Annotated in this window: 17 protein-coding genes; 10 read left to right on the top strand and 7 right to left on the bottom strand. The window is 58.3% G+C overall.

The genetic code is table 11. From position 1 onward, the window contains the following. Window position 1: 1 nt before the first annotated feature. The 6 genes from GOX75_RS05855 to GOX75_RS05830 form a co-directional block, all read right to left on the bottom strand. The gene (locus GOX75_RS05855) at window positions 2-1,492 is read right to left on the bottom strand and encodes a replicative DNA helicase (protein ID WP_170383012.1); all 1,491 of its coding nucleotides are present in this window, start codon (window positions 1,490-1,492) and stop codon (window positions 2-4) included. Window positions 1,493-1,730: 238 nt separating this feature from the next. After that, complete coding sequence (locus GOX75_RS05850) at window positions 1,731-2,408, bottom strand: orotate phosphoribosyltransferase (RefSeq protein ID WP_171121609.1); 678 nt, start codon at window positions 2,406-2,408, stop codon at window positions 1,731-1,733. A gap of 143 nt (window positions 2,409-2,551) precedes the next feature. After that, window positions 2,552-3,733, bottom strand: coding sequence for an ammonium transporter (locus GOX75_RS05845; protein WP_171121608.1), 1,182 nt, complete (start codon window positions 3,731-3,733; stop codon window positions 2,552-2,554). Between the two features lie 151 nt (window positions 3,734-3,884). Then, a complete protein-coding gene (locus tag GOX75_RS05840; protein ID WP_171121607.1) occupies window positions 3,885-4,361 on the bottom strand; it encodes a CinA family protein in 477 nt (158 codons plus the stop codon). Further along, complete coding sequence (locus tag GOX75_RS05835; protein ID WP_171121606.1) at window positions 4,358-4,855, bottom strand: phosphatidylglycerophosphatase A; 498 nt, start codon at window positions 4,853-4,855, stop codon at window positions 4,358-4,360. The genes GOX75_RS05840 and GOX75_RS05835 overlap by 4 nt, the downstream gene beginning before the upstream one ends. Next, window positions 4,852-5,982: a bifunctional 2-C-methyl-D-erythritol 4-phosphate cytidylyltransferase/2-C-methyl-D-erythritol 2,4-cyclodiphosphate synthase gene (locus GOX75_RS05830; protein ID WP_171121605.1), complete on the bottom strand. Its 1,131-nt coding sequence runs from the start codon at window positions 5,980-5,982 to the stop codon at window positions 4,852-4,854. Before GOX75_RS05830 ends, GOX75_RS05835 begins: the two co-directional genes overlap by 4 nt. A 185-nt stretch (window positions 5,983-6,167) precedes the next feature. Here GOX75_RS05830 and dusB point away from each other — a divergent pair, with 185 nt between their 5' ends. The 10 genes from dusB to GOX75_RS05780 all read left to right on the top strand — a co-directional run bounded on the left by dusB (window position 6,168) and on the right by GOX75_RS05780 (window position 18,857). Beyond that, entirely contained in the window at window positions 6,168-7,151 is a 984-nt protein-coding gene (dusB, locus tag GOX75_RS05825; RefSeq protein WP_256368054.1) for a tRNA dihydrouridine synthase DusB, read from the top strand. Further along, window positions 7,148-8,215: a nitrogen regulation protein NR(II) gene (locus GOX75_RS05820; protein WP_171121604.1), complete on the top strand. Its 1,068-nt coding sequence runs from the start codon at window positions 7,148-7,150 to the stop codon at window positions 8,213-8,215. The genes dusB and GOX75_RS05820 overlap by 4 nt, the downstream gene beginning before the upstream one ends. A gap of 39 nt (window positions 8,216-8,254) precedes the next feature. Next, the gene (locus GOX75_RS05815; protein WP_171121603.1) at window positions 8,255-9,622 is read left to right on the top strand and encodes a response regulator; all 1,368 of its coding nucleotides are present in this window, start codon (window positions 8,255-8,257) and stop codon (window positions 9,620-9,622) included. A gap of 99 nt (window positions 9,623-9,721) precedes the next feature. Beyond that, complete coding sequence (locus GOX75_RS05810) at window positions 9,722-12,010, top strand: PAS domain-containing sensor histidine kinase (protein ID WP_171121602.1); 2,289 nt, start codon at window positions 9,722-9,724, stop codon at window positions 12,008-12,010. Continuing rightward, window positions 12,007-13,416, top strand: coding sequence for a sigma-54 dependent transcriptional regulator (locus GOX75_RS05805; RefSeq protein WP_171121601.1), 1,410 nt, complete (start codon window positions 12,007-12,009; stop codon window positions 13,414-13,416). The genes GOX75_RS05810 and GOX75_RS05805 overlap by 4 nt, the downstream gene beginning before the upstream one ends. A gap of 589 nt (window positions 13,417-14,005) precedes the next feature. Next, window positions 14,006-15,382 carry a Trk system potassium transporter TrkA gene (gene trkA / locus GOX75_RS05800; RefSeq protein ID WP_171121600.1) on the top strand — a complete coding sequence of 459 codons (1,377 nt, stop codon included), beginning with the start codon at window positions 14,006-14,008 and terminating at the stop codon, window positions 15,380-15,382. Further along, window positions 15,382-16,920 (top strand): TrkH family potassium uptake protein, encoded by a 1,539-nt coding sequence (locus tag GOX75_RS05795; RefSeq protein ID WP_171121599.1) that lies wholly within the window; start codon window positions 15,382-15,384, stop codon window positions 16,918-16,920. Before trkA ends, GOX75_RS05795 begins: the two co-directional genes overlap by 1 nt. Window positions 16,921-17,045: 125 nt before the next feature. After that, window positions 17,046-17,285, top strand: coding sequence for an RNA chaperone Hfq (hfq, locus tag GOX75_RS05790; RefSeq protein WP_010440340.1), 240 nt, complete (start codon window positions 17,046-17,048; stop codon window positions 17,283-17,285). Then, on the top strand, window positions 17,285-18,556 hold the full coding sequence (gene hflX / locus GOX75_RS05785; RefSeq protein WP_171121598.1) for a GTPase HflX: 1,272 nt from the start codon (window positions 17,285-17,287) through the stop codon (window positions 18,554-18,556). Before hfq ends, hflX begins: the two co-directional genes overlap by 1 nt. Before the next feature lie 16 nt (window positions 18,557-18,572). Further along, window positions 18,573-18,857, top strand: coding sequence for a putative quinol monooxygenase (locus tag GOX75_RS05780; RefSeq protein WP_171121597.1), 285 nt, complete (start codon window positions 18,573-18,575; stop codon window positions 18,855-18,857). Window positions 18,858-18,863: 6 nt separating this feature from the next. On the opposite strand, the gene GOX75_RS05775 is transcribed toward GOX75_RS05780, so the two are convergent. Then, window positions 18,864-19,259 (bottom strand): nuclear transport factor 2 family protein, encoded by a 396-nt coding sequence (locus GOX75_RS05775; RefSeq protein WP_171121596.1) that lies wholly within the window; start codon window positions 19,257-19,259, stop codon window positions 18,864-18,866. Between the last annotated feature and the right edge of the window lie 54 nt (window positions 19,260-19,313).

Genomic DNA, 19,313 nt, shown 5'->3' with positions numbered 1-19,313 from the left:
GTCAGTAGCCTTCGATCTGGCCGTCCTGCTGCCAGGGTTTGACCAGATTGCCGAAGCGGGTGAATTGCGCCTCGAACGACAGTTCGACCGTGCCGATGGGACCATGTCGCTGCTTGCCGACAATGACTTCGGCCTTGCCGTGCAGGCGTTCCATCGCCTGTTTCCACTCTTCCATCTTTTCCAGCTCATGATCGCCGGGCTTTTCGCGTTCCTTATAATATTCCTCGCGGAACACGAACATCACCACGTCGGCATCCTGTTCGATCGAGCCTGATTCCCGCAGGTCTGACAGTTGCGGGCGCTTGTCGTCGCGGCTTTCGACCTGACGCGACAGCTGAGACAGAGCGATGACCGGGATGTTCAATTCCTTGGCGATGGCCTTCATGCCCATCGAAATCTCGGCAATTTCGTTCACCCGGTTGTCGGACATACCCCGGCAGAGTTGCAAATAGTCGATCACCAGCAGGTCCAGCCCATGTGTCCGCTTCAACCGCCGCGCGCGGGCGGCAAGCTGCGAAATCGGCAGGGCCGGGGTGTCGTCGATGAAAAGCGGGCAGGCTTCCAACTCCTTCGCGGCGTCCACGAAACGGCGGAATTCGGATTCCGTCATGTCACCCTGACGGATTTTGTGGCTTGAGATTTCGGACGCTTCGGCCAGAACCCGGCCCGCCAACTGCTCGGCGCTCATTTCCAGTGAAAAGAACCCGACCACGCCGCCGTCAACCGCTCCTTCGGACCCATCCGATTTAGTGCCGCGCTTGTATGCTTTGGCCACGTTGAACGCCACGTTGGTCGCAAGCGAGGTTTTCCCCATCGACGGACGCCCGGCCAGAATGATCAGGTCCGAGGGGTGCAGGCCCCCAAGCTGTTTGTCCAAGTCGGCCAGACCGGTGGATATCCCCGCCATGCCACCGCCGCGCTGGTACGCTTCGTTGGTGACGTTGACGGCTTCTGTGACCGCCTTGAGGAAGGATTGAAATCCCTGTTCGGTCTGGCCCTGCTCGGATAACTGATAAAGCTGTTGCTCGGCCTCGACGATTTGTTCTTTTGGTTCGCTTGATACATCGACCCGCGCCGCTTTGTCCGAAATGTCCCGACCCAGTCGGATCAACTCGCGCCGAATGGCCAGGTCATAGATCATCTGGGCATAATCATGCACGGCAAACGCACTGATCGAGGCGCCCGCCAGTTTGACCAGATAGGCGGGGCCGCCCAATTCCTTCAGGCCCTCATCCTCGGCCATGAAGGATTTCAGCGTGACGGGTGAGGCCAGCGCATTCTTGGCGATGCGGTTGGCGGCGACTTCATAGATGCGGGCGTGGACCGGGTCATAGAAATGCTCGGCCCCGATGATCGAGGCCACCCGGTCATACAGATCATTATTCGTCAGGATCGCGCCCAGAAGCTGCTGCTCGGCCTCGATGGAGTGCGGCATAGTTTCGGCATTCTGAATCTGCGCCGCTGCCTGCTCGATGCTGCTAATCTCGTTCATTTTGTCCCCGCTGCCCGTGCGACAGTTCTAATCATTCCGGCACCTGTTGGGCCATCTGTAAATCTCTGAAGATAAGTTGCGTATAACTCGGCTTCAGCTTGGGATAAGTTTGGACAACTTTGCCAAAGAACGCCGCGCCGCGCAACATTTAGTGCGCCATCCAGCCAGCGATACTAGATGCAAGCGTCTAGGGGCGATTCTACGCCGAGTTACCCCCAGCTTATGCACAGGTGGATTATCAGCTTTTGTGGGTTTCCTGCCATCCACGCGGATCATTCAGGAAGGCTTCGACGCCATCAAGTGTCTCTGCATCAAAGGCTTTCTGCGCCTTTGCTTCGGCCAGAACATCCCACCAGGTGCACAGGTGATGCAGCTTCACGCCATGGTCGCCCAGGGTTTTCTCGGTCTCGGGGAAGATCCCATAGTAGAAGATTACTGCGGTATGGCCGCAGGTGGCACCCGTATCGCGGATCGCGTCGACGAATGACAGCTTGGAACCTCCATCGGTGGTCAGGTCTTCGACCAGCAAGACCCGCTCACCCTCGGACATTGCGCCCTCAATCCTGGCATTGCGGCCATAGCCTTTGGGCTTTTTGCGTACATAGGTCATCGGCAGGGCCATGCGCTCGGCCACCATGGCGGCAAACGGGATGCCAGCGGTTTCTCCACCCGCGATGTTGTCAAATGCCTCGAACCCCGCGTCCCGCATCACGGTAACGGTCAGGAAATCCATCAAGGTCGACCGGATACGCGGGTATGAAATCAGCTTGCGGCAGTCGATATAGGTTGGGCTAGGCAGGCCCGAAGCGAGCGTGAACGGCTCACGCGAATTGAAGTGGACGGCTTTGATCTCCAGCAGCATCCGCGCGGTCAGGCGGGCGATTTCGGTGCTGTCGGGGTACGAGCTGGGGATCATGGTGCAAACCTCTGGGCTGAAAACACGTTGCGGGCTGATAGCGCGCCCCGCCACCCAGAGTCGAGAGGGCGGGCAAAAGAAAAGCGGACCCCGCAGATGCGAGGCCCGCCATGGCCCAAAAGGGCCCGAGCGCCAAGGTGGGCTTAGCTGCTCATGTCATAGGCCCGCTCACCGTGTACCGACAGATCGAGGCCGTTTGTCTCGGTCTCGGCGTCTACGCGAAGCGGGGTGATCAGCGCAACCACCTTGATCAACACAAATGTGACAACTGCCGTAAAGGCACCCACGATAACCAACCCGCCCAACTGTGCGGTCCAAGCGCCAAGGCCGAACACGGCGATCATGATCGTGCCGAAAATGCCTCCGACACCATGCACGGCAAAGACATCCAGCGTGTCGTCGATTTTCAGCACGTTGCGGATGACATTGACGGCCTCTTGGCACAACACACCTGCGACAGCACCGATGATCAGCGCCTGCACCGGATCGACATAGCCCGAAGCCGGGGTGATTGACGCCAAACCCGCAATCGTGCCGGTCACCAGACCAACCATCGAGGCTTTGCCGTACTTGATCCGCTCGTACAGCGCCCATGTCAGCGAGGCGGTTGCGGCCGAGATATGTGTCACGGTCATCGCCATCGCGGCACCGCCGTCAGCGGCCAGTTGCGACCCACCGTTGAAGCCGAACCAGCCGACCCACAGCATCGCGGCACCAACCATCACGAATCCGGGGTTGTGCGGCGGCGTCGTGCGGTTAAGGCGGGGACCAAGCACCACGGCAATGATCAACGCGGCCAGACCTGCGGTTTCATGCACCACAATTCCGCCTGCAAAGTCGCGCACGCCGACCTCACCCAGAATACCGCCATCGGTCAGCATGCCGCCGCCCCAGATCCAATGCACCACCGGCGCATAGCACAGCAGCATCCACAGGCCCGAGAAGGTCAGCACGAAGCCAAAACCAACGCGTTCCACATAGGCACCCACGATCAGCGCGGGCGTGATGATGGCAAATGTCATCTGGAACGCGAAGAAAAGAACCTCGGGCAGATTGCCTGAAAGGCTGTCTGCATCGACGCCGTTCAGAAAGGCTTTGCCCAGACCGCCCCACAGGCCCGACCCGCCGTCGCCGAACGCAATCGAGTAGCCCGCGACCAGCCACAGAATGCTCATCAGGCTTGCGATCGAGAAACAGTGCATGAAAACGCTCAGCACGTTACGGGCACGCACAAGGCCGCCATAGAACAGGGCCAGGCCCGGAAGTGTCATGAAAAGGACCAGTGCGGTTGCAACTATGATCCAGGCGGTATCGGCTCCATTCATTGGCCGCTCTCCTCATCAGCATGTGTGGCGGGGCTTGAAGCGGAGGGAGAGCGTGGAAAAAAGAGGCAATGATCGAAAAACCCGCCTATTTTGGGGGCTTTTTGTGAAGTGATGATTAAATGCGCATCAAATCTGGCAAAATGCTTTATTTTTAGGCGAGTGTGAAAAGCCCAGTTGAAAGCAAGTTCAACGCGTGATCGCGCGCGGCAACGCGAACCTTGTCACGGCCGAGCGCGCCGAATTCGATGGTTTCAACATGCGTTGGCATCCCGCTGGCAGCTAGTCCGAAGCACACGCGCCCTTCGGGTTTGAACTCGGACCCGCCGGGGCCTGCGATACCGGTAATGGACACGGCCAGTTGCGCATCTGAATGCTCTAACGCTCCTTCGGCCATCTCGCGGGCGACCTGTTCCGAGACTGCGCCATGGGCGTCCAGCGTCCCGGCGTTAACACCCAGCATCTGTTGCTTGGCGGTGTTGGTGTACGTGACGAAACCGCGGTCAACCACCGCCGAGCTTCCAGGAATGTCGGTCAGCGCCGCGGCCACCATGCCCCCTGTGCAACTTTCGGCGGTGGCGATCATCACCCCTTGCACCTTGGCGCGGTCAAGCAGGTCAGTCACGTTCATAGCCCAAGAACTCCATGTGCAAGCCCTGCCAGCAGTATCACACCAATGGCGGCGAATACCCCGGCGATCATATCGTCCAGCATAACGCCCATCGCATCCCCCTTGCGGTCGGCCCAACCAACCGGACCGGGCTTGGTGATGTCGAACAGCCGGAATAGCAGGAAACCGGCAATCCAACCGGGCCAGAGTGCGGTAATGTCGATCCCATGCGCCCATGAGGGGTAGGAAACCGCCCAAAGCGCGATGAACTGGCCCGCGACCTCATCTATAACAATCTCGGACGGATCGTGATCCTCTTGCCCTGCAGTCATCACGCGGGTCGCCCAAAGGCCACCCAGGAACGCTGCCAGCGTGGCGATCACCAGCAGGGGAAAGCCGCCCAGCGTATGCAGCAGCCACGCAAGGGGCAGGGCGACCAGCGATCCCCATGTGCCCGGCGCAGGGCGCAGATAACCCACACCGCAGACCGTTCCGATCAGGCGCGCGGCGGTCATGACTTCACCAGACAGGCGGTGGCAAGCGAGGCGATCCCCTCGCTTCGGCCGGTAAAGCCCAGACGTTCAGATGTGGTCGCTTTGACCGAGACCTGATCGGTCCGTAGGCCCATAATCCGGGCCATTTCCGCGCGCATCGCGCTCACATGGGGGCCGATCTTGGGGTATTCGCAGACCAGCGTGCAATCCACATTCGAAATTGCGTAACCCATCGTTTCGGCCAGTTCGACCGCGTGACGCAGGAAAATCTTGCTGGCCGCGCCCTTCCATTGCGGGTCCGAGGGCGGGAAGTGCTGGCCAATATCACCCTGTGCCAGCGCGCCATAGATCGCATCAGTCACGGCGTGCATTCCCACATCTGCGTCTGAGTGGCCCTGTAGGCCGCGATCATGCGGAACTTTCACGCCGCACAGGATCACATGATCCCCGTCGCCAAACCGATGCACGTCGTACCCGTTGCCCAGTCTTACATTCATATTCGTTCCCATTATGCGTTCAGCCCGGGCAAAATCCTCGGGCCGTGTAATTTTCAAGTTGGCCGCATCACCTGGAACAATCGCCACGTCCAGACCCGCCGCGCGTGCGGCTTCGACATCGTCTGCTGCGCCTCCGGGATGGGCCGCGTGGGCTGAGACAATCGCACCATAGTGAAAGCCTTGTGGCGTTTGCGCAGCGAACAGGCCGGTTCGGTCCTGTGTTCCCGTAACGAAATGTCCATCTCCGGTCCATAAGGCATCCGTGACGGCAAGCCCCGGAGCGGCAGCAGGGGAATCGTTCAGGGCCGACAGAACACACTGAATAAGATCGGTGGTCACGCAAGGGCGCGCCACATCGTGAATCAGAACATGTTCGATTTCCAAATCGGCCAGCGCGTCCAATCCGTTGCGCACAGACGCTGCCCTGTCCGACCCACCTGCGGCGAGGATCAGGTTCGTTCTTTCAAACTCGCTCCAGGCGGGTTGATCGCCCTCGGACAGGACAAGAACGATGTGGTCGACCTGACCCTGAAAGCGGTCAATCGTCCAGTCCGCGACGCGACGCCCTGCAAGTGGTCGCCACTGTTTTGGAATATCCCCTCCAACGCGCGTTCCGCGTCCTGCGGCGACGATGATTGCGGCGGTGGTCATGGGGCGGTCACTCCGGTGATTTGAGCGCAATGTTTAGGGTGCGGTGAATGCAGAGGCAATCACCCGCGTAACCGTGCTTAAAAAATAGGCACATGATGATTTTCCGGGCTTCTACCCCCCCCGTTTTGTTGTTCATATACGCTCAATTCGATATCAAAGCCGCAACTGCCCAAGGATTAAGCACGTTGACTCTGCAACTCGCTGACAAAGACCTGAACCCGCCAGTCATGCTGGCTCCGATGGCCGGAATCACCGACCGGCCGTTTCGTGATCTGGTGATGCGCTTTGGCGCCGGGATGGTCGTCAGTGAGATGGTCGCCAGTCAGGAGATGGTTCAAGCTAAGCCCGGCGTGCGCGAGCGGGCCGAGCTTTCGGCCGACGTCGAAAACACCGCCGTTCAACTAGCAGGGCGCGAGGCAGATTGGATGGCCGAAGCTGCACGGCAGGTTGCAGATCGGGGTGCACGGGTGATTGACATTAACATGGGGTGCCCGGCCAAGAAGGTGACGAACGGCTATTCCGGATCGGCGTTGTTGAAGACACCGGATCACGCGCTGACGCTGATCGAGGCAGTCGTGAATGCCGTTGACGTGCCGGTCACGCTGAAGACGCGCCTTGGCTGGGACGATAACCTGTTGAATGCCCCGGACGTTGCGCGGCGTGCGCAGGACACGGGTATCCGTATGGTCACGATCCATGGCCGCACGCGGTGTCAGTTCTATAAGGGGCGCGCGGATTGGGCCGCAATTCGGGCCGTGAGAGAGGCTGTATCGATCCCTGTCATTGCCAATGGCGATATCGTGGACGCAAGCGCGGCGAGGACTGCACTGGAAAAGTCGGGCGCAGATGGGGTCATGATCGGGCGGGGTGCCCAGGGTAAGCCGTGGTTGCTGGCGCAGATTTGCCACGACTTGTATGGCGCCCAAGCTCCGGTCGTTCCCACAGGTGATGATCTGGTTGAAATGGTGCAGGGGCACTATCAGTCAATGCTCGAATTCTATGGTGCAGACCTGGGGCTGCGGGTCGCACGAAAACACCTTGGCTGGTACATGGATGAGGCAGGTACCTCCCCGAGTTTGCGTCGCGCTGTGCTGACGTCCCGCGACACGGCTGAGGTTCTGCGTCTGCTGGGCGATGCGCTTATAGGCGATGCGGAGGCTGCGGCATGACTTCGGATCAGAGCATTTGGGCCTCATTGCCGGTTCCAGCCTTCATTATTGACGCCGAGGACCGGATCACCGATGTAAATTCGGCGGGTGAAGGGTTTTTGAATGCGTCCCGCAAGTCCGTAATCGGCAACCCAGTCTGGGACCAGATCGCTGTCGATGCCCCGCTGGAAGAGGCGTTTCTGCGCGCCCGTCAGCAAAGCACCCCGTTGTTCGTGAACGACGTTGACGTAGGGTCCGGCAGTCGCGCGCCGCTGCAATGCGCGTTGCAGATTGCACCTTTGGTTGGGCATACGGGGTCGATGATCATGATCATCTCGCCGCGCGAATTGGCAGGGCGGATGACACGCGGCAATACGGTCAAATCTGCGGCGCAGTCCGCCATCGGCATGGCCGAAATGCTGGCGCACGAGATCAAGAATCCGTTGGCCGGAATAACTGGGGCAGCGCAGTTATTGAGCATGAATATCTCGCAGCAAGACCTTGAATTAACGGATCTTATCGTCGCTGAAAGCCGCCGGATCGTAAAGCTGTTGGAGCAGGTGGAGCAGTTCGGCAACCTCTCGCAGCCCGATTTCAAGCCGGTCAATATTCACGATGTTCTGGACCGTGCAAGGCGCTCGGCGCTGCTGGGGTTTGGTGCCCATATGACGATCATCGAAGATTACGACCCCTCGTTGCCGTTGGCCTATGGAGACCCGGATCAGTTTCTGCAAGTTGTACTGAACTTGTTGAAGAACGCGTCGGAAGCAGCTGATCCTAAAGGGGGAACAATCCGGCTTCGCACGTATTTCGAACATTCCTTCCGACTGCGGCGAAGCGATGGATCGGGGCATTCGCTGCCCCTGCAGATCGAAATCATGGATGACGGGCCGGGTCTGCCGGATAAGATTCGCAGCGATATTTTTGACCCGTTCGTGTCGGGCAAGGAAAACGGCACCGGCCTTGGGCTGGCGCTGGTGAGCAAGATCATCTCGGACCATGACGGCTGGATTTCCGCCGACTCGGTGCCGGGTCGCACGGTGTTCCGCATCTCGCTGAGGCGGGCGCCAAAAGACGCAACGTAGAACACAGCCGGCAAGAGCTGAAGATAAGGAGAGCACCCGATGGATGGAACAGTATTGGTCGCAGATGACGATCGCACAATCCGCACGGTCCTGACACAGGCCCTGACGCGGGCAGGGTGCAAGGTACATGCGACATCCTCGCTGACCACGCTGATGCGCTGGGTCGGAGAAGGTAAGGGTGACGTCGTGATCTCGGACGTTGTCATGCCGGACGGGAACGGGTTGGAGATGTTGCCCAAGATCGCCCAAGATCGGCCCGGTCTGCCGGTGATCGTCATTTCCGCGCAAAACACGATCATGACGGCGATTCAGGCAGCAGAGGCGGACGCATATGACTATTTGCCCAAACCGTTCGACCTTCCAGACCTGATGAAGCGCACCGCGCGGGCGTTGGAGCAGAAACAGCGGGTTCAAACCGAGGTCACGGAACCGTCGGATGATCGCCCTGAAGAACTGCCGCTGGTCGGTAGGACACCGGTCATGCAGGCGCTTTATCGTCTGGTTGCGCGGGTGATGAATACCGATCTTTCAGTGATGATTTCGGGTGAAAGCGGAACAGGTAAGTCTCTGATAGCACGTGCTATTCATGATTTCTCTGATCGCCGGACGTTGCCGTTTGTCACAGCCACGGCTGCGGACTTGCGTGATCTGGAAGGTCCGGCCCGCGTGATGGCCCGTGTGCGTGGCGGCACGCTGCTGATTGATGAGATCGCGGATATCGAAGATGAATTGCAGGCCCGGATTGTGCGGATGATGGACACACCGGGCGATCATGTCCCCCGATTCATGGCCACCAGCCAGTCGGACCTGACTGAAGCGATGGAAAGCGGTCGTGTTCGGCAGGACCTGTATTACCGGCTGTGTGGCGCAACAATCCATGTTCCGGCCCTGCGCGAACGGGTGGATGACATCACGCTTTTGGCCGATCATTTTCTGGCGCGAGAGGAGCGCGAGCATGGCGCAAAACGCTGGCTCAGCCCCGAGGCGGTGGAACTAGTACGCCGGTATTCGTGGCCCGGCAACGTGCGGCAGCTTGAAAATGCGATCCGCCGTCTAAGCCTGACCAGCCGCGCCGACGAGATTTCGAAGGCCGAGGTCGAGATGGTCTTGGGCAGTCAACCCGAAGCCGAACCGGTTCTGGGGGATGGTGAGCGCGAAAAACTGTCCGCCTCTGTCGCGCGTCATTTGCGTCGTTACTTTGATCTGCACGGCAATTTATTGCCACCTCCGGGCCTGTATCAACGCATCCTGCGCGAGGTTGAGGCCCCTTTGATCGAGCTGGCGTTGGACGCAACCGGCGGAAATCAGGCGAAATGTGCCGATCTGCTGGGCATAAACCGGAATACGCTCCGGAAAAAGATTACTGATCTCGATATTCAGGTGACACGGCGACGCAAACTGATGTAATATAGCCACACAAAGCGTGGCATCCGGGCCTATGTCCGGCAACGACCACGAAATATGGCGGTAAGCCGCGCAAGCGGCACATCAGGATGAGGGCAGACGGTGGCAACCCGGGCACAGAGCGGGCTGATCCTATCGATCAATCGGTGGAGAAAGTCACGAAAGCTGCGCAATTTTAGCACCTTGGGTCTGGTTTTGCTGGGCCCCGTCCTTGCGTTGGCCACTTACCTTGTCATTGGTCCATTCGATCTGGGAACGACGGCGCCGACGCTGCGCCTGATTTTGCTGGCTGACCTAGTATATGTTCTGGTCGTTGCGGCACTGGTCCTAAGCCAACTTGGAAGCCTGATCGCCGCGCGAAGGGCTAAATCCGCGGGTTCTCGTCTTCATTTGCGTCTGATCGGCGCTTTCACGCTGTTGGCGCTGGTGCCAACAGTCACCGTCGCGATTTTCGCAGGGCTGACGGTGAATATCGGGCTTGAAGGTTGGTTCTCGGACCGCGTCCGCGAAGTTGTAGGCTCGTCCTTGACCGCTGCTGAGGCTTATGAACAGGAGCACCGCGAAGGACTTACCCAAGACGCCACCGTTCTGGCGCGGTTCTTGGATACGGCTCGAGCGCGGGATTACTACATTTCGGACGCCGAATTGCGCACCGTTCTGGCGCAGGGCCAGTCGCAGATTCAGCGGGGCTTGCGCGAGGCTTACGTCATCGACGGCAGTGGCGAGATCAAATCCCGGGGCGATCGTTCGTACCTGTTCAACTACGAAGCCCCTACGCCTGAGCAGATGATCGAAGCGACGGACACTGGATTGCTGATAATTGCCGATTGGCAAAACAGCGAGTTTCGGGCCTTGGTACCCCTTCAGGCCTATTTGGATCGCTATCTTTACGTCAGTCGTGAGGTAGACGGGCAACTGCTTACCTTGTTGGACGACACCAAAGAAACAGTCCAGTTCTATCAACAGCTTGAAAACGAACGGGGCAGGGTACTGTTCGAGTTTGGCCTGCTTTATCTGGGCTTTGCGGTGATCCTGATTTTGGCGGCTGTGTCTTTGGGCATGTGGTTTGCCGAGCGACTGTCACGCCCTGTCGGACGATTGACCACGGCGGCGCAGCGGGTTGGGGCGGGTGACCTGAGTGTGCAGGTGATCGAAGAGGCCAGCGACGACGAAATCGCCATGTTGGGCCGTTATTTCAACCAGATGACTCGGCAACTGAAAGGCCAACGCGACACTCTGCTTGAAAATACGCGCCAGATTGAGCGGCGTCGGCGGCTGTTCGACTCGGTCCTCAGCTCTGTAACGTCCGGCGTTGTGGGTGTGGATTCCGATGGTTGCGTGACATTCGTGAACCGGTCGGCGGAACGCCTTTTGGACTGGTCCAGTAAGGAAGAACATCTGGCCATCGGTATTGCCGTGCCGGAGTTCCTTCCTTTGTTTGAAAGCCTCAAGGACAGCGGTCAGGAAGCCGTTCAGGGCGAGGTCAAAGTGACCCGAAAGGGCAGGTTGGAGAACCTTCTGGTGCGCATGGCAATCCGGCGGGGCGAGGATGGTGGTCTGGAAGGTTACGTTGTGGCCTTTGATGACGTAACCGATCTGGTCAGCGCGCAGCGCATGGCGGCCTGGGGTGATGTGGCTCGCCGCATTGCGCATGAGATCAAGAACCCGCTGACCCCAATTCAACTGAGTGCCGAGCGGATCAAACGAAAATTCTCTCGCAAGCTGGATGAGGAAGATTGCAACAGCCTCGAATCCATGACGGACGTGATTGTGCGGCAGACCAATGATCTAAGGCGGATCGTGGACGAGTTTTCGAAGTTTGCGCGTATGCCCGAACCTGACCGACACGAGGAAAACGTCGTCGATCTGGTACGCGAGGCGGTGTTGCTGCAACAATCCGGTCAGCCCGACGTTCAGATTGATGCAACGCTTCCGAACCACCCAGTCGTGGCGGATCTGGACGCGACGATGCTGAATCAGGCTTTGACCAATCTTATCAAGAATGCCGGAGAAGCGATTGAAACCTTGAAGAAAAAAGGTGCTCCGAAAAATCTCAAACCACAGATAAAAGTGGATGTAACCTGTGATGATGCAGGGACAATCATCACCATTGCAGACAACGGAATAGGGTTGCCCGAAGATCGGGCGCGGCTGTTTGAGCCATACGTAACCACACGTGACGAGGGAACCGGTCTGGGACTGCCTATCGTCAAGAAGATTATCGAAGAACATGGCGGTGCGCTGACGTTGGAAGATGCACCGGTATTTGAGGGACAGGACCATTTTGGCGCGATGGCCGTTATCCGTTTGCCGGGGGGCAAATTTACCCAGTCGGCTGCGCCACAAAAGCAGGCAAATCATATAAACAAACTGAAAGCAGGCCAAAGATGAGTGACATTCTGATCGTAGATGACGAACGCGATATTCGCGAGCTGGTGTCCGACATTCTGGAGGACGAAGGCTATTCAACCCGGCTGGCTGGCAACTCGGACGAGTGCATGGCGGCAATCAATTCGGAACCGCCGGGGCTTTTGATTTTGGACATTTGGCTAAAGGACAGCCGCATGGACGGAATCGACATCCTCAAGGCTGTGAAACGTGACAATCCCGATGTGCCAGTGGTGATCATCTCGGGGCACGGGAATATTGAAATTGCCGTGGCTGCAATCAAACAGGGGGCTTACGACTTTATCGAAAAGCCTTTTAACATTGATCAGTTGATGGTGGTGATCCGGCGCGCAATGGAAACCTCGCGCCTGCGCCGCGAGAATGCATCGCTCAAGCGCAAAGAAGTCACGAATTCGGACATGATCGGCAAGTCCGCCGCCTTCCGTTCGATGCAAAGTCAGTTGGACAAAGTTACCAAATCGAATGGCCGTGTAATGTTGAGCGGCCCTGCCGGGTCCGGCAAGGAAATCGCGGCGCGTTATATTCACGCCCATTCCAACCGGGCGAATGCGCCCTTCGTGACTGTAAACTGCGCGGGTATCGAACCTGAGCGGGTCGAAGAGGTTCTGTTCGGACGAGAGTCGTCGGAGCGCGGTGTTGAATCCGGACTTCTGGAAGAAGCGCATGGGGGCGTAGTCTACTTTGACGAGGTTGCGGATATGCCGCTTGGCACGCAATCCAAGATATTGCGCGTATTGGTTGATCAGCAGTTTCAGCGCGTCGGCGGATCTGACAAGGTGCGGGTGGATTTGCGGGTGATCTCTTCGACGAACAAGGATCTTGACGCAGAGATCGCGGCAGAACGGTTCCGGGAAGAGTTGTATCACCGTTTGAACGTCGTGCCGATTGATGTGCCTTCGCTTGAAGACCGGCGCGAGGACATCCCGGTTCTGGCGCAGCATTTCATCGAAATGTGCAATGAATCCCAAGGTCTACCCATGCGTGAGATATCTGATGAAGCCGTCGCTCTGCTGCAGACGATGACCTGGCCGGGCAATGTACGCCAGTTGAAGAACCTGATCGAACGGGTGTTGATCCTGGGTGACGGCACGGGCCCAATCGAGGCCAAGGAGCTGCCCGCCGAGGATGAGAAAGCGGACGATTCCGGCCGTGTCGTACTGTCAGGTGCATTGGCCACGTTGCCTCTGCGTGAGGCGCGCGAGGCGTTCGAACGTGAATATCTGCTGACTCAGATCAACCGTTTCGGTGGCAATATCAGCCGCACCGCCAGCTTCGTCGGGATGGAGCGCAGCGCGCTGCACCGCAAGCTGAAATCACTGGGCGTTGTGACGTCGAACAAGTCGGGTGCACGTGTCGCACAATTGGATGAACCGGAGCCGGCAGAATAAGCTGCCGGTGACTTTAGCCCGGTACTCCGGGGGTTATGATCTGAAACGCGCCGTCGTTAAATTTGACGAAACACGACTCGGTGCTCAGCGGCGGGAGTTGTCTCGTTCGCTGCGCAGGAACCCGTGATTTCACATTTTGCCTGCACGGCGGCAAGCTGACGGGTCGATATCCCTTTTTGGCCATGCACTGCGCTTCGACATTGTTGCGCAGGCCTTGGTTCACATCCACGGTGTAGACTTGCCCCGGCTGCCACCATCCAGCCGATCGGTAGCATCTTCCGTTCCCGTGACAATAGGTTCGACCGGGCCAATATGTTGGCGGGGATTGCCGCACTTGAGTGGCGACTGGCACGTTGTTGACCGCCTGCACCCGACACTCGGTCGTGTCCGTTTGCATGCGCGATACGCTTTCACCCTCACGGTAATACATGGAAAGTGGGCCGCATGAGGTGAGCGTCAGAACAGGAATAAGCAATCGAAGCACTGTTTTCATAGGGTTATCTTGCCTTGATTGCACGGGTATGACAATTCAATTGACCGCTATAAGGGCATCTGTCATTCAAAGATTTCAGGCAAGAGGGCCAAAAACATGAAGGTCATCATATGCGGTGCTGGTCAGGTTGGCTGGCAGATTGCACGGCACCTGTCGGGCGAATTGAATGATGTAACGGTTGTGGACAATAACCCGGACCTCGTGCGGCGGGCGACGGAAACACTGGACGTTCAGGGCATCGCCGGGTTCGCCAGCTACCCCGACGTGTTGGAACGCGCAGGTGCGCGCGACGCCGAGATGATCATTGCCGCCACCCATTCGGACGAGGTGAATATGGTCACCTGCCAAATGGCGCATTCGGTATTCTCGATTCAGCGGAAAATCGCGCGACTGCGGTCACAATCTTATCTTGAGGCGATCCACTCGGATCTTTATCGCCGGGATCACCTTCCCATCGACGTGGTGATCAGCCCAGAGCGAGAGGTCGCAGCCGCCGCCATGCGCCGCCTTTCGGCGCCTTCAGCCTTTGATACCGAAATGTTCATGGACGGCCAGGCGCAGCTTTTGGGGATTCGCATCGACGAGGATTGCCCAATTGTGAACACCCCTTTGCGGCAATTGACCGATCTATTCTCCACGCTCAGCTCTGTTGTCGTCGGGGTGCGGCGCGAAGGCACCCTTTTTGCCCCCGAATCCGAGGACCAACTTTTCGTCGACGACGAATGCTATGTCTTTGCCAATGTCAAAGACGTGGACCGCACGATGGAGGTGTTCGGAAAGGCGCAAAAGAAACAGGATCGCGTCGTCATCGTCGGCGGCGGGAATGTCGGGCTCGAAGTTGCCCGCACGCTGGAAGAACGCGAAAGCCGCGTACGTGCCAAAATCATCGAACGGGACCGCAATTGCGCCGAACTCGCGGCCGAGGCGCTGGAGCGTACGATTGTTCTGAATGGCGACGGGCTTGATGCCGCTTTGCTGCGCGAGGCCGGGATTGAACGTGCAGACGCGATGCTGGCCGTCACTGACGACGACCGTGCCAACATGCTGGCTGCCGTGCGCGCCAAGGCCGAAGGCTGTGCATTGGCGATTGCGCTGATCAATGACCCCAGCATGGTCGCTTTGATGGGACCTTTGGGAATTGATGCCTATATCAACCCGCGCGCGACCACGGTCAGCTCGATCCTGCGTCACATTCGCCATGGACGTGTTCGGCAGGTTTATTCCATCGGCGATGCCGAGGCCGAAGTGATCGAGGCTGAGGTTCTGTCCACCTCACCTATGGCGGGGCAGCGGTTGCGCGATATCGACTTTCCCGAAGGTGTCCTTGTTGGCGCGGTTCGCAAAGGGGAAGAATTGTTTCGGCCAACCGGCAGCTTGCGGATCGAGGAAAAAGACGTGGTCGCCATCTTTGCCATGGCCAAGGACGTGCCCGAGGTCGAACGGTTGCTACAGGTCTCGATTGATTTCTTCTGATGGAGCGGGCGCAGGCACACAGGATCGGGCTGGTGCGGCGATTGCCGTTGTTCCTGCTGATCTGGGGCATCGCTGCTTTGTCGATGTGGGTCCCCGCGATCTATGCGCTCGCGCTGGATGACCACGACACGTCCCGGTCTTTCTTCTATTCGGGGTTGTTGGGGTTGTTTGTCGTTGCAACCGTTGCGCTTGCATCATCCAACCGGGTTCCACGGCGCGGCACATTGGGGCAGTTGGCTGTGTTGCTGGCCTGTTTTACAATCCTGCCGATCTTTCTGGCGATCCCGCTGCATGATGCTTTGGGGAACACCACGTTCCTGAATGCGTATTTCGACATGGTCAGCGCATTGACGACGACCGGAGCGGACATTTTTCCCGACCCTGACCGATTGACCGCGCCGCTACATCTATGGCGGGCGCAAGTGGGATGGATGGGTGGCTTGCTGATGTGGATTTCTGCCGCAGCTATTCTGGCACCCTTGTCACTGGGTGGGTTCGAAGTAACGGCCCGAGGGCAGCCGGGACGCCCGGTCTCGGGCGTGGCGCAGAGTGAAAAGGTCGATCCGCGTGGTCGGTTGATACGTGTCGCGCGTACTCTGACGCCCGTCTACGCCGGTCTGACGGCAGTGATCTGGTTGCTTCTGCTGATCGCGGGTGAGCAGGGTTTGACCGCGATCTGCCATGCCATGTCTACCATGGCAACGTCCGGCATTTCGCCTGTGGGGGGGCTTGAGGGCGCGCAGGCGGGAATTACCGGCGAGGCGATTTTGTTTCTGTTTCTCTTCTTCGCGCTCTCCCGTCTGACGTTTTCGACCGATACAGCCATGACAGGGTATTCTCGGCTGGACAAAGACCCGGAATTCCGGATCGGGCTGATGATTGTCCTTTCGGTCGCGATACTGCTGTTCATTCGTGTGTGGGCGGGTGTGAATGAAATTGGCAACACGATGGAGCCGCTGCAGGCGTTGAACGTTATCTGGGGCATGACATTCACGGCTTTGTCCTTTCTCACGACTGCAGGATTCGAAAGTGCCAACTGGAACGACGCGCAGCAATTGTCCGGATTAGGAACACCCGGCCTGATCCTGATGGGGTTGGCCTTGATTGGCGGGGGCGTTGCGACAACGGCAGGTGGCGTCAAACTGTTGCGCGTGTTTGCCCTGTACCTCAACGGTGCGCGCGAAATTGATCGACTGATCTATCCGTCCTCGGTAAGTGGGGTGGGTGGCGGCAACAGACGCATCCAAAGCGATGGTGCCTTCATCGCTTGGATCTTTTTGATGATGTTTGCGCTGACCGCTGCGGCCTTCAACTTGCTGCTGGCCGCGACCGGGGCTGGGTTTGAACAGGCGATGGTTTTGACGGTTGCCGCGCTTAGTACGACCGGGCCGTTGATCGAACTGGCCACGGATGTTCCGCTGCGGCTGGTGGACTTGTCGGAAGGTGCCAAGCTGACAATGTGCGCCGCAATGGTCATTGGTCGGCTTGAAACACTGGCGATTGTAGCGCTGATAACGCCAACACTTTGGCGGGGCTAAGAATCCACACCCGCAGAATGTCTTATTTTTCATCTGGAAACTCGGTTAACGACACTCCATACTCCGCCGGAGGGAGCGCGTTGGTCCGCAGCGCGTAGCAAGAACAATGGCGAGATTATAAAAATATGGCTTCGGACAGACAGAATCTGCAGGACGCGTTCCTGAATAATGTACGGAAAGCAAAGGTCCCGGTCACAATTTTCCTGATCAACGGTGTGAAATTGCAGGGTGTGATTACCTGGTTCGATAACTTCTGCGTGTTGTTGCGCCGCGACGGACAGTCGCAGTTGGTCTACAAGCACGCGATTTCGACCATCATGCCGTCGCAGCCGATCAGCCTGTATGAGGGCGAAGACGCCTCTTGATGGAACACGATAGGACGCGCACCCGCGCTTGGGTGCTGCATCCGGAAATCAAGTCAGATGAACAGCGCCGTGTTCCTGAACCGGCGCTGGAAGAGGCGGTGGCACTGGCTGCCGCTTTGCCCGATCTTGACGTGGTCGGCTCGGAAATCGTGCGCCTGCAACGCGCCCAGCCCGGGTTGCTGTTCGGCAGCGGCAAGATTGAAGAACTGGCAGAACGGATGCACGATAACAAAATCGAACTGGTTCTGATTGACGGGCCGGTTACCCCTGTTCAACAGCGCAACCTTGAAAAAGCCTGGAAGGTCAAAATCCTTGATCGGACGGGGCTGATCCTTGAGATTTTCAGCGATCGTGCGCGGACCCGCGAGGGTGTTCTGCAAGTCGAAATGGCTGCGCTCAGCTATCAGCGGACGCGCCTTGTTCGGGCGTGGACCCACCTTGAACGGCAGCGGGGCGGGCTGGGATTTGTCGGCGGTCCGGGTGAAACACAGATCGAAGCCGACCGACGCGCCATTGACGAACAGCTTGTTCGTTTGCGTCGCCAATTGCAGAAGGTGGTCAAGACCCGCACCCTGCACCGTGCGGCGCGCGCTAAGGTGCCATATCCCATCGTTGCGCTAGTGGGCTACACGAACGCAGGCAAGTCGACGCTGTTCAACCGGCTGACTGGGGCAGAGGTGATGGCCAAGGACATGTTGTTCGCCACGTTGGACCCGACTATGCGCCGGGTTGAACTGCCTGATGGCCCCGAGGTGATCCTGTCGGATACAGTTGGGTTCATCTCGAACCTGCCGACCGAGCTGGTCGCGGCCTTCCGCGCCACGCTGGAAGAGGTTCTGGGCGCCGATATCATTGTTCATGTGCGCGATATCAGCCATAACGAAACCGACGAACAGGCGCGGGATGTCGAAACGATCCTGAGCTCGCTTGGGGTTGATGATGAACGTCCGCGGCTTGAGGTTTGGAACAAGATCGACCTATTGAGCGACGAGGATCGCGAAGCCGCCATAGCGCGTTCGGATCGCGATCCTGCGATCTTTGCGATTTCCGCAGTGACGGGTGAGGGGATAGAGCCGCTACTGGCCGATATCGCGGTCAAACTGCAGGGCGTACGGCACGAAAGCACGTTGACCCTTGGATTTGCCGAAGGCGACAAGCGCGCGTGGCTATTCCGTCAGGACGTCGTCCGATCCGAAAAGCAGACAGAGGACGGGTTCCAGATCACGGTTCTCTGGACCGACAAGCAGGCCGCTCAGTTTTCGGCGCTTTGAGTTGACGGGGGGCACAGTGTCCGAAAGCAAGGTCTTTTTGACTGGTCATATCGACGTACCGATAGATCGTCTTGAGCAAGTACGCGCCGCATTGCCCAAGCATATTGCGCTGACACGGGCGGAACCGGGGTGCTTGTCCTTCGAAGTCACCGAAGACGCGGAAACCCCGGGTCGGTTTAATGTCAACGAGGTGTTTCGGGATCAAACGTCGTTTGATGCGCATCAGGAACGCACGCAAAACTCGGACTGGTTCGGGATCACGCAGGGCATCCCACGTTCGTACCAGATTACCAAGGGGTAGGCTGGGTCAGACCCCGTCGATCTGCCGCTGATAGTCTTCGGCGTCGTACCACCACAGCGAAGACTGAACCTTGTTGTCAGCCGTCATGTCCCATTCTTCCCAACCCCGGGTGATGACGTGATTGCGGGTTTCGGCGTGGTGCCCTTCCAGTGTCCAGACAAAGATTGCGTGGGTTCCGGCCCATCTCAGCATATCGCATCGAACTTCTAGGTCGACAAACTCGTCAAAGAACCCGCGCGCCATATCCGCGATTGCCGAGCGTCCGACAAACGGATCACCACGATTGATTGTGATTGTTCCATCCGGTGCAAAAAAACCGGCGACCGCTTCGGGATCGCCAGAGCTCCACGCGATTGCGTAATCCCGCGCGAGGTTGTTCAACGTGTCCCGAATACTGGCCATGAATACCCCCCCGGTTCCAATCAATGACCACTGGGATCGTAAGCCAAAACAAGG

It is taken from the genome of Ruegeria sp. HKCCD7251, assembly GCF_013031165.1.
Taxonomy (GTDB): Bacteria; Pseudomonadota; Alphaproteobacteria; order Rhodobacterales; family Rhodobacteraceae; genus Ruegeria.
Note: the sequence above shows the minus strand (reverse complement) of the source record. Positions and strands in the feature narration are given on the sequence as shown.